General features: G+C 31.8%; 13 protein-coding genes. 9 read left to right on the top strand and 4 right to left on the bottom strand.

The genetic code is table 11. From position 1 onward, the window contains the following. Window positions 1-150: 150 nt before the first annotated feature. Window positions 151-2,334, top strand: a complete 2,184-nt coding sequence (gene recQ / locus EV195_RS06740) for a DNA helicase RecQ (RefSeq protein WP_132794170.1) — start codon at window positions 151-153, stop codon at window positions 2,332-2,334. Between the two features lie 8 nt (window positions 2,335-2,342). Beyond that, on the top strand, window positions 2,343-2,930 hold the full coding sequence (locus EV195_RS06745) for a YdeI/OmpD-associated family protein (protein WP_132794171.1): 588 nt from the start codon (window positions 2,343-2,345) through the stop codon (window positions 2,928-2,930). Between the two features lie 4 nt (window positions 2,931-2,934). On the opposite strand, the gene EV195_RS06750 is transcribed toward EV195_RS06745, so the two are convergent. From EV195_RS06750 to porX, 4 genes are read right to left on the bottom strand one after another with little or no spacing between them, the layout of a single operon-like run. Further along, window positions 2,935-3,294: a DUF4258 domain-containing protein gene (locus EV195_RS06750; RefSeq protein ID WP_132794172.1), complete on the bottom strand. Its 360-nt coding sequence runs from the start codon at window positions 3,292-3,294 to the stop codon at window positions 2,935-2,937. Between the two features lie 41 nt (window positions 3,295-3,335). Further along, window positions 3,336-4,529 carry an alanine dehydrogenase gene (locus EV195_RS06755; RefSeq protein WP_132794173.1) on the bottom strand — a complete coding sequence of 398 codons (1,194 nt, stop codon included), beginning with the start codon at window positions 4,527-4,529 and terminating at the stop codon, window positions 3,336-3,338. 5 nt (window positions 4,530-4,534) lie between these two features. Then, entirely contained in the window at window positions 4,535-4,942 is a 408-nt protein-coding gene (gene tsaE / locus EV195_RS06760; RefSeq protein WP_132794174.1) for a tRNA (adenosine(37)-N6)-threonylcarbamoyltransferase complex ATPase subunit type 1 TsaE, read from the bottom strand. A 9-nt stretch (window positions 4,943-4,951) separates the two neighbouring features. Next, the gene (gene porX, locus EV195_RS06765; protein WP_132794175.1) at window positions 4,952-6,499 is read right to left on the bottom strand and encodes a T9SS response regulator signal transducer PorX; all 1,548 of its coding nucleotides are present in this window, start codon (window positions 6,497-6,499) and stop codon (window positions 4,952-4,954) included. Between the two features lie 195 nt (window positions 6,500-6,694). On the opposite strand from porX, the gene EV195_RS06770 reads away from it, so the two are divergent. The 7 genes from EV195_RS06770 to sucD all read left to right on the top strand — a co-directional run bounded on the left by EV195_RS06770 (window position 6,695) and on the right by sucD (window position 13,674). Further along, window positions 6,695-7,924, top strand: a complete 1,230-nt coding sequence (locus tag EV195_RS06770; RefSeq protein ID WP_243693082.1) for an HD domain-containing protein — start codon at window positions 6,695-6,697, stop codon at window positions 7,922-7,924. A 55-nt stretch (window positions 7,925-7,979) separates the two neighbouring features. After that, entirely contained in the window at window positions 7,980-9,020 is a 1,041-nt protein-coding gene (gene lpxD, locus EV195_RS06775; RefSeq protein WP_132794177.1) for a UDP-3-O-(3-hydroxymyristoyl)glucosamine N-acyltransferase, read from the top strand. After that, entirely contained in the window at window positions 9,013-10,404 is a 1,392-nt protein-coding gene (locus tag EV195_RS06780) for a bifunctional UDP-3-O-[3-hydroxymyristoyl] N-acetylglucosamine deacetylase/3-hydroxyacyl-ACP dehydratase (protein WP_132794178.1), read from the top strand. The genes lpxD and EV195_RS06780 overlap by 8 nt, the downstream gene beginning before the upstream one ends. Before the next feature lies 1 nt (window position 10,405). Next, the gene (lpxA, locus tag EV195_RS06785) at window positions 10,406-11,191 is read left to right on the top strand and encodes an acyl-ACP--UDP-N-acetylglucosamine O-acyltransferase (RefSeq protein WP_132794179.1); all 786 of its coding nucleotides are present in this window, start codon (window positions 10,406-10,408) and stop codon (window positions 11,189-11,191) included. A 9-nt stretch (window positions 11,192-11,200) separates the two neighbouring features. Beyond that, window positions 11,201-11,767, top strand: a complete 567-nt coding sequence (efp, locus tag EV195_RS06790) for an elongation factor P (RefSeq protein ID WP_132794180.1) — start codon at window positions 11,201-11,203, stop codon at window positions 11,765-11,767. A gap of 42 nt (window positions 11,768-11,809) precedes the next feature. After that, the gene (locus EV195_RS06795) at window positions 11,810-12,730 is read left to right on the top strand and encodes a UDP-3-O-(3-hydroxymyristoyl)glucosamine N-acyltransferase (protein ID WP_132794181.1); all 921 of its coding nucleotides are present in this window, start codon (window positions 11,810-11,812) and stop codon (window positions 12,728-12,730) included. Window positions 12,731-12,798: 68 nt separating this feature from the next. Next, entirely contained in the window at window positions 12,799-13,674 is an 876-nt protein-coding gene (gene sucD / locus EV195_RS06800; protein WP_132794182.1) for a succinate--CoA ligase subunit alpha, read from the top strand. Window positions 13,675-13,701 lie beyond the last annotated feature (27 nt).

Below are 13,701 nucleotides of genomic sequence, written 5' to 3' on the forward strand. Positions count from 1 at the left end.
TAAACAAGGTTTAATTTGAAGATGTAAAAATAGGAATAATTTAGCTACTAAAACTTTCATTTTTTAAGAAACTTATACGTAACTTTAATGTAAATATTTTTGTGTGTTAGATTGAATTTTTAATTTTGACTTTCTGGGAACAATATGAAAATGAATTTATACGATGCTTTAAAAAAGTTCTTTGGTTTTAATCAATTCAAAGGACTGCAAGAGGATGTGGTAAAGAGTATATTAGACGATCAAAATACATTCGTTATAATGCCAACTGGGGGAGGTAAGTCTCTATGTTACCAATTACCTGCACTAATGAAAGAAGGAACAGCAATTGTGGTTTCTCCATTAATTGCTTTAATGAAGAACCAAGTTGATGCTATTAGAGGTATCTCTGAAACTCATGGAATAGCGCATGTTTTAAACTCTTCATTAAATAAGTCAGAGATTAATCAGGTGATGAGTGATATTTCTAGTGGAGTTACAAAGCTTTTGTACGTAGCTCCTGAATCACTAATAAAAGAAGAATATGTTGATTTTTTAAAGCAACAGAATATTTCTTTTGTTGCTATTGATGAAGCGCATTGTATTTCTGAATGGGGACATGATTTTAGACCTGAATATAGAAACTTACGAAATATTATCAAGCAAATTGATAATGTTCCTGTAATAGGTTTAACGGCTACTGCTACAGAAAAAGTTCAGGAAGATATTTTAAAAACGCTGGGTATGACTGATGCCAACGTTTTTAAAGCATCATTTAACAGACCGAATTTATTTTATGAAGTACGTCCTAAGACCAAGGAGGTAGAAAAAGATATCATTCGTTTTATCAAGCAAAGAGAAGGGCAATCGGGTATTATTTATTGCCTAAGCAGAAAGAAGGTTGAAGAGATAGCGCAAGTTTTGCAGGTTAATGGAATCAATGCGTTACCATATCATGCTGGTTTCGATGCTAAAACAAGAGCAAAACATCAAGATATGTTCCTGATGGAAGATTGTGATGTGGTAGTTGCTACAATTGCTTTCGGAATGGGAATTGATAAACCAGATGTTCGTTATGTAATTCATCATGATATTCCAAAAAGTTTAGAAAGTTACTATCAAGAAACTGGTAGAGCAGGACGAGATGGAGGAGAAGGACACTGTTTAACCTTTTATGCATATAAAGATATTGAGAAGCTTGAAAAGTTTATGGCTAACAAGCCTGTAGCCGAACAAGAAGTTGGTCATGCATTATTACAGGAGGTAGTTGGTTATGCTGAAACTTCTATGAATCGAAGAAAGTATATTTTACATTATTTCGGAGAAGAATTTGATGAAGTAAATGGAGAAGGAGCAGACATGGACGATAATATGCGAAATCCAAAGAAAAAGCACGAAGCTAAAGAGGAGGTAGCAATTATTTTAAAAATAGTTACAGAAACTAATGAGATGTATAAAGCAAAAGAAATTGTAAATACACTTATTGGTAAAGAAAATGCGCTTTTAAAATCACACAAAACAACAGAACAACCGTTCTTTGGAATTGGAAAAAGTAAAACTTCTAGTTACTGGATGGCATTAATCCGTCAAATTTTGGTAGCAGATTTAATTAGAAAAGAAATTGAACAATACGGGGTTATCAAAATAACAAAAGTTGGAGAAGCTTTTTTGAAGGAACCTCAATCATTTATGATGACTGAAGATCATCAGTATAGTTCTGATGATGATGCATCTATCATTACAAATGCAAAGTCAAGTAATGAAGGTACAGATCAAAAATTAGTGAGTATTCTTAAAGACTTAAGAAAACAAGTTGGAAAAAAATTAGGCGTACCTCCGTTCGCTGTATTTCAAGATCCATCCATTAATGATATGGCTTTAAAATATCCAATAACACTAGATGAATTATCAAAAGTTCACGGTGTTGGAGAAGGAAAAGCAAAGAAATACGGTAAGGATTTTGTAAAAGTTATCGAACAATATGTAGAAGATAATGATATTATTAGACCGGATGATTTAATAGTTAAAAGCACTGGAGTTAATTCAGGATTGAAACTGTATATAATTCAGAACACAGACAGAAAGTTACCATTGGAAGATATTGCTAGCTCAAAAGGATTACAGATGAATGAGCTTATTAAAGAAATGGAAGCAATCGTATTTTCAGGAACAAAGTTAAATATAGATTATGCAATTGAAGATTTATTAGATGAAGATCAGCAAGAGGAAATCTATGAGTATTTTATGGAAGCAGAAACAGATAAGATTCAGGAGGCGTTAGATGAATTTGATGGAGATTATGATGATGAAGAATTACGTTTAATGAGAATTAAGTTTACTAGTGATGTAGCTAATTAATAGTATTAATGAATAGTAAAGTCACAGAATATATAGTGAATCAAGAAAAATGGACGCAAGAGTTACAACTTTTGCGTTCTTTTTTGTTAGAACTAAATCTAGAAGAGGCTATTAAATGGGGAATGCCAGCATATTTATATAAAGGGAAGAATATTCTTGGAATGTCTGCTTTTAAAAATTATGTTGGTTTATGGTTTCATCAAGGAGTTTTTCTGAAGGATGAAAAGCAGTTACTTTTAAATGCTCAAGAAGGAAAAACAAAAGCAATGCGTCAATGGCGGTTTAATTCAATTGAAGAGATAGATAAATCAACAGTATTGGAATATGTATTAGAAGCAATGAAAAATGTTGAGATCGGGAATGAAATTAAGCCTGTTAGAAATAAAAAACCATTAGAAATTCCATCTTATTTAGCAAATGCTTTTGAAAAAGATCAAGATTTATATTTAAAGTTTAATGAACTTACGCTTACTAAAAAGCGTGAGTTTACTGATTATATCTCAGAAGCTAAAAGAGAAACTACAAAAGAAAGTAGATTGCAAAAAATTATACCTATGATTAAAAATGGTATAGGACTTCACGATAAATACAGATAATAAACTACTTAACAAATACTTTATCAATAGTAGCTGTACTGTCGCAACGAATTACATATAAATCTAACTTTTCGCTAGTTACATAATACTCGGCACAAGGTCGCTTACGTGGCTTGCTTTTTCCAAACGAAACATCTCCTTTTTTAAGGATATAAGAAATTTGAGCAGTATCTATCTTGTGAAGTTGCATAGTGTTTTGAGCCTCTTCTGAGAACAAACGTTTTTTAATACGAATGCTTTTTAAAGTACGAGCATCCATTCCATAGTCAAAAGTAACTTTTTTATTCTTCCAGAAAAAAGCAACTGCTAAAGTTCCTAATGCTACACCAACCATATAAAAACCTATTCTCTTAAGTAATTGCATTGTTTAAATTTTGCTTCAAAAATACTTAAAAAAGTAGATAATTATAAAATTAGTAAGTTAATATCTCTGTAAGGTAAGTCAAACCAATCAGCAACAGTCCTGTTAGTTAAAACTCCATGATAAAAATACATACCATTACGTAAGCTTTTATCAAAACGAGCAGCGTTTTCAAAGCCTCCTTCTTCAGCGATATTTAGTAAATAAGGAGTTAAAATATTACTTATAGATACAGATGCAGTTCTTGAATATCTAGAAGGTATGTTAGGAACGCAATAATGAATAATATCGTGTTTTAAAAATGTAGGTTTACTATGTGTGGTAACCTCAGAAGTTTCAAAACAACCTCCACGATCAATACAAACATCAACAATAACCGCTCCTGCCTTCATTTTTTCAATCATAACTTCTGTAACTACAATAGGCGATCTGTCAATTCCACGAATAGCACCAATAGCAACATCACAACGCATTAATGCTTTTAATAAAGATTTTGGCTGTAATGTAGAAGTATAAATCTGACCTGGAATTGTTTCTTGTAAATGACGTAATTTGGATACTGAATTATCAAAAACTTTGATTCTTGCTCCTAAACCAATAGCTGCTTTTGCTGCACATTTCCCTACAGTTCCAGCACCTAAAATAACTACATCAGTAGGAGGTACACCACTAATATTACCTAAAAGTAATCCGTTACCACCACCAACTGTGGTCATATGTTCCGCTGCAATATGCATAGCTGCCGCTCCTGCAATTTCACTTAATGATTTTAAGATAGGAAACACCCCATCTTCATCTTTTATATAATCGTAAGCAATAGCCGTAATTCTTTTTTTAGCAAGAGCTTTGAAATATTGCTTGTCTTGTGTTTTTAATTGTAATGCAGAAATTAAAAAAGCTTGAGGATTCATTAGTTTTATTTCATCTAATGAAGGTGGTTCTACTTTTACAATTAAGTTACAACCATATACTTCTTTTACATCATATGAAATTTTTGCACCGGCTTCAGAATATTCTCTATCTGAATAATGAGCGCCCTCTCCTGCAGAAGTTTCCACAACAACTCTGTGGCCATGAGCTACTAAGGCAGCTACGGCATCTGGTGTTAGACTTATTCTCTTTTCTTCAAAATAGGTTTCTTTTGGTAATCCTATAAATAATTCACCTTTTTGCTTTTTAATTTCAAGCATTTCAGGTTGTGGAAGTAATTGTTCTTTGGTAAAAGGAGATAAGCCCATTTATTTTATTTGAGTTGAATATTTCTAAGGTTGTTGGCTGTTAATTTAATATGAATATTAACAGAATTTAAAGGTACTAAATTTTTAATATTTTCTGGCCATTCAATCAAACACCAATTATTACTATCTAAATAATCTTCCACTCCCATATCCAAAGCTTCTTCTTCATCTTTTATTCTGTAGAAATCGAAGTGATAAATAGTTTCTCCAGTAGAAGTTATATATTCGTTAACTAATGAAAATGTAGGAGAGCTAATAGTGTCTTGAACTCCTAATGAAGCACAAATTTCTTTTATTAAGGTAGTTTTTCCAACCCCCATCTCACCATTAAATAATAGTATTTTATGCTTTGAAGTTTTTATTACTTCCTCAGCAATTTCTCTAATTTGACTTAAAGAATAATCCTTATTCATAAAACAAAACTATTTAGTATTATAAATAGCGCAAGGTATGATAATTTCTTCTAAAGAAATACCTCCATGTTGGTAAGTATTTTTGTAATATTTAACAAAATGATTGTAGTTATTTGGATAGGCAAAAAACAAGTCTTCTTTAGCGAAAATAAAAGGACTGTTGATGGTTATACTAGGTAAGAAAATATCTTTTGGATTTTTTACGGCATAAACATCTTTTTCTTCATACGACAAACTTCGACCTGTTTTATATCGTAAGTTGGCGCTAATATTTTTATCTCCAATTACTTTAGTAGGATTGTTACAATTAATAGTTCCGTGATCTGTAGTAATGATTAATTTTTGTCCTAATTCTTTAGCTTTTTGAATAATAGATAATAAAGGTGAATTTTTAAACCAACTAACCGTTAATGATCTGTATGCTTTATCATCTCCAACCAACTCTTTAATAACTTCCATTTCAGTTTTGGCGTGAGAAAGCATATCAACAAAGTTATAAACTACTACTGTTAAATCGTTTTGTTTTGTACTGTTGTAGTTTTCTTCTAAATCTTTTCCATTCTTTAAAGATGTAATCTTGTAGTATTCGTGTTTAAGATTTAGGTTAAGTCGTTTAATTTGCTCAGCTAAAAATTCTGCTTCAAACAAGTTTTTACCACCTTCATCAATATCATTCTTCCAATAGTTTGGGTGTCTTTTTTCCATTTCAGAAGGCATTAAACCAGAAAAAATAGCATTTCTAGCGTACTGTGTAGCTGTTGGAAGTATACTAAAATAAGAGTGTTCTGCTTCTAATTTGTAATGTTCATTAATATAAGGTTCTAGAACTCTAAACTGATCATATCGTAAGTTATCAATTATTACCCATAGAGTCCCATTGTTTTTATCCAAATTAGGAACAACATAATCCTTAAAAAGAGTATGAGACATGGTAGGTTTGTCATCGCTTGTGAGCCAATCTTGATAATTGTTTTTAATGAATTTAAAGAAATGAGTGTTGGCTTCGGACTTTTGACTTTCCAGAATTTCTAACATCCCAGAATCGTTTATGTCTTCAAGTTCTAGTTCCCAGTGAACAAGCCTTTTATATAAATCAACCCATTCTTCATAGGTGTTTACCATCGATAAATCCATTGCTATTTTTCTGAATTCTTGTTGGTAATTATGAGTTGTTTTCTCAGAAATAAGGCGCGAGTGGTCTAAGTTTTTTTTAAGACTTAAAAGAATCTGATTTGGGTTAACAGGCTTTATTAAATAGTCAGCAATTTTAGAACCAATAGCTTCTTCCATTATAAATTCTTCTTCGCTTTTTGTAATCATTACTATAGGAAGGTTAGGTCGTTGCTGCTTAATTTGATTAAGTGTTTCCAACCCTGATATACCTGGCATATTTTCATCTAAAAAAACAATGTCGAAGCTTTCTTCTTTAACTAAATCAACAGCGTCTGCACCATTAGTACATGTTTGTATAGTGTAATTTTTTTGTTCTAAAAAGAGTATATGTGGTTTAAGTAAATCGATTTCATCATCAACCCAAAGGATGTCTATTTTTCTCATAAGTGTATTTTACAAAAAATCAACGAACAAAAAATTCGTTTAGTGTAAAAGAACAAAAAAATTACTTTTCATTTCTAAAGATTTTACTAAAGTTAGTTTTTACTCAATGTTTTATTTTAAAATAAACCTAATAATTTAAAAAAGCTTTAATAATTGGTTACTTTTGTTAAGTAAATAGATAATAAACAATACATATTGACTACTTCTAAAACGAATAAACTTAAAATACTTAATGATCCTATTTATGGATTAATTTCGATACCAAATTCTCTTATTTTTGATATTATAGAGCATCGTTACTTTCAAAGATTGCGAAGAGTAACTCAAATGGGGCTTACTAATTTAGTATATCCAGGAGCAAATCATACACGGTTTCATCATGCAATCGGGTGTATGCACTTAATGCAAAAAGCTGTTCATATTTTAAGAACCAAGAATGTGGCTATTTCAGAAGATGAAGCAACCGCATTAAGTATTGCTATTTTATTACACGATATCGGTCATGGAGCTTTTTCACATGCGCTAGAATACAGTATAGTAAATGGAATTACTCATGAGGAGATTTCGTTATTATTCATGAAAAAACTAAACGAAGAGTTTAATGGACAGTTAAGTTTAGCAATAGATATTTTTGAAGGAAAGTATGAAAGAAAATTTTTCAGTCAATTAATTTCGAGTCAATTAGATGTTGATAGGCTAGATTATTTAAAAAGAGATAGTTTTTATACTGGAGTTACCGAAGGAAATATTTCATCAGATCGATTAATAACTATGATGAATGTTAAAGATGATGAATTAGTTATAGAACAAAAAGGAATCTATTCTGTAGAAAAGTTTTTGATAGCAAGACGTTTAATGTATTGGCAAGTATATTTACATAAAACATCTTTGTCAGCCGAAACATTGCTAGTTAAAGTATTACAACGAGCGAAAGAACTAGCAAAAAACGGAGAAGATTTATTTACAACAGACTCATTAAAATATTTTCTTTACAATACGGTAACGCGTGAAAGTTTTGATGATACAGCACTAGAAGTTTTTTCAAGGTTAGATGATTATGACGTGTTTACTTCCATTAAGCAATGGTGCTCGCATCCTGATTTTGTGCTTTCTAATCTATCCAAAATGATTATTCAAAGAAAGTTATTCGGGATTGAAATTCAAGATGAGCCTTTTTCCGAAAAGAAAATAGACAAACTGAAAAGTTATTTAATTAACTCGTTAAATATTCCTGAGGAACATATTGATTATTTTATTTTTTTAGATACGGCTTCTAATCATGCATACAACGCTGAAAAGCCAATAAAAATACTTACAAAAAAAGGGAAGATTAAAGATATCGTAAAGGCTTCTGACCATCTAAACTTAAAGAGTTTATCTAAACCAGTAGTAAAATACTATTGTTGTTATCCGAAGAAATTTTAGTTGAGATCTAGTCGAAATTAACCTTAAACAAAAAAAATAATTACTTTTGCAGGTAATGAAATTCACAGCAAAACAGATAGCCGAGATTTTACAAGGAGAAGTAGTAGGTAATCATGACGAGGAAGTATCTAAATTATCTAAGATAGAAGAGGGTGAAAAAGGTTCTTTAACATTTTTAGCAAACCCTAAATACAATTCGTACATATACACTACAAAAGCTTCTGTAACCATTGTAAATAATAGCTTTATTCCAGAAAAAGATTTGGAAACTACTTTAATAAAAGTAGAAGACGCTTATAAATCTTTTTCAACATTATTAGAGTATTACAATCAAGTTAAGAATAATAAAACGGGTAGAGAAGAACCTAATTTTATTTCTAAGTCTGCTTGTATTGGAGAGAATGAATACATTGGTGCGTTTTCATACATAGGTGAAAATGTTAGTATAGGTAGTAATGTGAAAATTTATCCTAATTCTTACATAGGAGATAATGTCACTATTGGAGATAATTGTATAATATTTGCAGGAGTTAAAATTTATTCTGAAACAGTTATTGGTAATAATTGTAAAATTCATTCAGGAAGCATTATCGGCTCAGATGGATTTGGATTTGCGCCAGATGAAAATGGAGAATATAAGGCAGTACCTCAAACAGGTAATGTTATTATAGAGGATAACGTAGACATTGGTTCTAACTCAACTATTGATAGAGCAACATTAGGGTCTACAGTTATCAGAAGAGGAGTAAAGTTAGATAACCAAATTCAAATAGCTCACAATGTTGAAATAGGTAAGAATACTGTAATAGCTTCTCAAACCGGAATAGCAGGTTCAACAAAAGTTGGTGAAAACTGTATGATTGGTGGACAAGTTGGAATTGTAGGTCATATTTCAATTGGTAATAACGTTAAAATTCAGGCACAGTCTGGTATTGGAAGAAATTTAAAAGATGGTGAAGTAGTGCAAGGATCTCCTGCAATTGGTTATTCAGATTTTAATAAATCCTACGTTCATTTTAAAAATTTACCGAAAACAATAACAACACTAAATAAAATAGAGAAAGAATTTAATTCTCTTAAAAACCGAAATGAGTAAGAAACAAAATACCATTAAAAATGAAATTACATTATCAGGTGTAGGCTTACATACTGGTAACGAAGTTGTAATGACATTTAAACCTGCTCCTCCGAATCATGGTTTTGCTTTTAAAAGAGTAGATTTGGAAGGACAACCAATTATTGAGGCTAAAGCAGAGTATGTAACAGATACACAACGAGGCACAAATATGGAGAAAAATGGAGTGCAAATTAACACTTCAGAACATGTTTTAGCTGCCGCTGTTGGACTTGATATTGATAATTTACTAATTGAAATCAATGCTTCTGAGCCTCCAATTATGGATGGATCTTCTAAATTCTTTATTGAAGCTTTAGAAAAAGCAGGAATAGAGGAACAAGATGCTGAAATTGAGGAATATATAGTTAAGGATATCATTTCTTATAAGGATGAAACTACTGGTAGTGAAATCATCTTAATGCCTTCCGATAAATACCAAGTAACTGCTATGGTAGATTTTGGTACAAAAGTATTAGGTACTCAAAATGCTACTTTAGAAAGGATTTCAGATTTTAAAGAAGAAATTTCTTCTGCTAGAACATTTAGTTTCCTTCACGAAATCGAAATGTTGTTAGAACATAACTTAATTAAAGGTGGTGATTTAAACAATGCCATTGTATATGTTGATAAAGAATTGTCTGAAGGAACAACAGAGAAACTAAAAAAGGCATTCAATAAAGATAATATTAAGATTAAACCGAATGGAATTTTAGATAACCTAGAATTGCATTGGGCAAACGAAGCTGCAAGACATAAGTTGTTAGATGTTGTAGGTGATTTAGCATTAGTAGGAACTAGAATTAGAGGAAAGGTTATTGCTAATAAACCAGGACATTTAGTAAACACAACATTTGCTAAAAAATTAGCAAAAATCATAAAGATGGAGAAACGTAATAATGTTCCTTCTTATGATTTAAATCAGCCACCATTAATGGATATACATCAAATTATGGATGTATTACCTCACCGTCCTCCTTTCTTGTTAATAGATAGGATTATAGAACTTTCTGACAAGCACGTTGTTGGTATGAAAAATGTAACGATGAATGAAGACTTTTTCGTTGGACATTTCCCTGGAGCTCCTGTTATGCCTGGTGTTTTGCAAATTGAAGCAATGGCTCAAGCGGGTGGGGTTTTAGTATTAAAATCGGTGCCAGATCCAGAAAATTACTTAACGTATTTTATGAAAATAGATAAGGTAAAATTCAAACAAAAAGTTTTACCTGGAGATACGTTAATATTTAAAAGTGAATTAATAACGCCAATTCGAAGAGGTATTGCTCATATGCAGGCCTATGCTTATGCAAACGGTAGACTTGTTGCAGAAGCTGAATTAATGGCCCAAATAAGTAAAGTAAAATAATATGAATCAACCTCTAGCGTATGTACACCCACAAGCAAAAATTGCTAGAAATGTAGTAATTGAGCCATTTACCACAATTCATGCTAACGTAGAAATAGGTTCTGGAACTTGGATTGGTTCTAATGTAACCATCATGGAAGGTGCCAGAATTGGTGAAAATTGTAGAATTTTCCCAGGTGCTGTTGTTTCTGCAATTCCTCAAGATTTAAAATTTAATGATGAGGAAACAACTGTTGAAATTGGTAATAATGTTACTATTAGAGAATGTGTAACGATTAATCGTGGTACTTCAGATAGGCATAGAACTGTTATCGGTGATAATTGTTTGATAATGGCTTATTGTCATATAGCACATGATTGTATCGTTGGTAAGAATTGTATTTTTTCAAATAATTCAACATTAGCAGGTCACGTAACAATCGGAGATAACGTTGTTTTGGCTGGTATGGTAGCTGTTCATCAATTTGCATCAGTAGGAAATCATGCATTCGTAACTGGTGGTTCATTAGTTAGAAAAGATGTTCCTCCATTTGTAAAAGCAGCAAGAGAGCCTTTATCTTATGTGGGTATTAATTCTATTGGATTAAGAAGAAGAGGATTTACAACTGAAAAGATTAGAGAAATACAAGATATTTACAGAATTCTATTTCAAAAGAATTATAACAATTCTCAAGCTATTGAGATTATCGAAGCCGAAATGGAAGCTACTTCTGAGAGAGATGAAATTATACAGTTTATCAAAGACTCTCACAGAGGTATTATGAAAGGATATTACAATACAAATTAATTAAATATAATGGCATCAACTTCAGATATTAAGAAAGGACTATGTATAAAGTACAGTAGTGATATTTTTAAAGTTATTGAGTTTTTACATGTAAAACCAGGAAAAGGTCCTGCTTTTGTAAGAACTAAATTAAAAAGTGTAACAACAGGTAAAGTAATAGATAATACGTTTTCTGCTGGTCATAAAATAGAAGACGTTCGTGTTGAAACTCATAAATTTCAGTATTTATATGCTGAAGGAGATGATTTACACTTTATGAATACAGAAGATTACAATCAAATTACACTTCATAGAGATGTAGTAGACGGTTCTGAATTCATGAAAGAAGGAGAGGTGGTTACAATACTTATAAACACAGAAGATAATATGCCTTTGTCGGTAGAAATGCCTTCACATGTTATTTTAGAAGTTACTCATGCAGAGCCAGGAGTAAAAGGAAATACAGCTACCAATGCTACTAAACCAGCTACGGTTGAAACAGGCGCAAGAGTAAATGTTCCTTTATTCATTAATGTTGGAGACAAAATTAAGATTGATACTGAAAAAGGAGCTTATTCAGAAAGAATTAAGGAATAACTTTTTATAATTTTTATCCCGCTAATGCGGGATTTTTTATGTATGAAATTTAAAGAAACACAAACGCTAAGTAAAATAGCTAATTTATTAGGCTTGAGCTACGTAGGACACCCTGATTTTGAGATAACCGGATTGAATGAAATCCATGTGGTACAAGAGGGAGAAATAGTTTTTGTTGATCATTCTAAATATTACGATAAAGCTTTAAACTCGGCAGCTACTACTGTTTTAATTAACAAAGAAGTTGAATGTCCAGAGGGAAAAACGCTTTTAATCTCAGATGACCCTTTTAGAGACTTTAATAAGTTAACTAAATATTTTAATCCTTTTATTGCTTCTAAAAGTAGTATTTCGGACTCTGCTGTAATAGGAGAGAACACCATAATTCAACCGAATGTATTTATTGGAGAACATGTTACAATAGGTAGAAATTGTATTATACATGCTAATGTTTCTATAAATAATGATTGTATTATTGGAGATAATGTAACAATACATTCGAATACAGTTCTTGGTAGTAATGCATTTTACTATAAGAAAAGACCTGAAGGTTTTGATCCATTGATATCAGGAGGAAGAGTTATTATTGAAGATAATGTTGATTTAGGTGCTTCTTGTACTATCGATAGAGGTGTTACTGGTGATACGACTATCGGAGAAGGAACAAAAATTGATAATCAAGTACATGTTGGCCACGATACTATTATCGGAAAAAAATGTTTGATTGCAGCTCAATCTGGAATTGCTGGTTGTACAGTTATCGAAGACGAAGTTACTATATGGGGGCAAGTAGGTGTTATTAGTGGTTTGCGTATAGAAAAAGGCACTGTACTAATGGCGCAAACCGGAGTTATGAAATCTCTTAAAAAAGGTGTGTATTTTGGAACTCCTCAAGAAGAATACCGTCAAAAAATGCGTGAAATAGTTCACATTAAAAACGAAGTAAAGAAAGAAAAAAAGTAACGATAATTTAATTGCTTATACCCAATTAAAAAACTATTTTTGCTACACTAAAAATAAAAAACAAACCAATGAGCGTTTTAGTAAATAAAGATTCAAAAATTATTGTACAAGGTTTCACAGGAAGTGAAGGAACTTTCCACGCTGGTCAAATGATTGAATACGGTACCAACATTGTTGGTGGTGTAACACCAGGAAAAGGAGGTCAAGAGCACTTAGGGAAGCCTGTATTTAATACTGTTGATGAAGCAGTGCAAAAAGCAGGAGCAGATACATCTATTATTTTTGTACCACCAGCATTTGCTGCTGATGCTATTATGGAGTCTGCTGAAGCTGGAATTAAAGTAATTATTTGTATTACTGAAGGAATTCCTACTGCAGATATGGTAAAAGTGAAATCTTATATTGATGCTAAAGAAGATTGTACTTTAGTTGGGCCTAACTGTCCAGGAGTAATTACTCCAGAAGAAGCTAAAGTTGGAATTATGCCAGGATTTATCTTCAAAAAAGGTAAAGTTGGTATCGTTTCTAAATCAGGAACATTAACATATGAAGCTGCTGACCAAGTTGTAAAACAAGGTTACGGTATTACAACTGCTATCGGTATTGGTGGAGATCCAATTATTGGAACTACTACTAAAGAAGCTGTAGAGATGTTAATGAATGATGACGAAACTGAAGCAATCGTTATGATTGGTGAGATTGGTGGTCAGTTAGAAGCAGAAGCTGCTCGTTGGATTAAAGCTGACGGTAACCGTAAGCCAGTTGTTGGTTTTATCGCTGGTCAAACTGCACCTGCAGGTAGAACAATGGGACACGCTGGTGCAATTGTTGGTGGAGCTGATGACACTGCTCAAGCAAAAATGAAGATTTTAGCTGAAAATGGAGTTCACGTTGTTGAATCACCAGCTAAAATTGGAGAAATGGTTGCTAAGGTTTTAGGATAAGTCATTAAATATTCTTAGATAATATAA

Origin of the sequence: Tenacibaculum skagerrakense (genome assembly GCF_004345825.1) — a bacterium.
GTDB lineage: Bacteria > Bacteroidota > Bacteroidia > Flavobacteriales > Flavobacteriaceae > Polaribacter > Polaribacter skagerrakensis.